Source organism: Caldisalinibacter kiritimatiensis (assembly GCF_000387765.1).
In the GTDB taxonomy this organism is placed as follows: domain Bacteria; phylum Bacillota; class Clostridia; order Tissierellales; family Caldisalinibacteraceae; genus Caldisalinibacter; species Caldisalinibacter kiritimatiensis.
This window is the reverse complement of the sequence record NZ_ARZA01000080.1, coordinates 1-266: the sequence shown is the minus strand read 5'-3', so window position 1 is coordinate 266 and position 266 is coordinate 1. Positions and strand designations below refer to the sequence as shown.

General features: G+C 56.0%; 1 rRNA gene. It reads left to right on the top strand.

The annotated features are described in order from the left end of the window. Nucleotides 1-256 (top strand): 16S ribosomal RNA (locus tag L21TH_RS04000); the annotation flags it as partial. Nucleotides 257-266: the final 10 nt, after the last annotated feature.

Here is a 266-nt window from a genome sequence, read left to right as displayed (position 1 = left end):
AAAGCCGGTCCCAGTTCGGATTGTGGGCTGCAACTCGCCCACATGAAGCTGGAGTTGCTAGTAATCGCGAATCAGAATGTCGCGGTGAATGCGTTCCCGGGCCTTGTACACACCGCCCGTCACACCATGGGAGTTGGCAATACCCGAAGTCGTCGAGCTAACCTTTTGGAGGCAGACGCCGAAGGTAGGGCCAATGACTGGGGTGAAGTCGTAACAAGGTAGCCGTATCGGAAGGTGCGGCTGGATCACCTCCTTTCTAAGGAGAA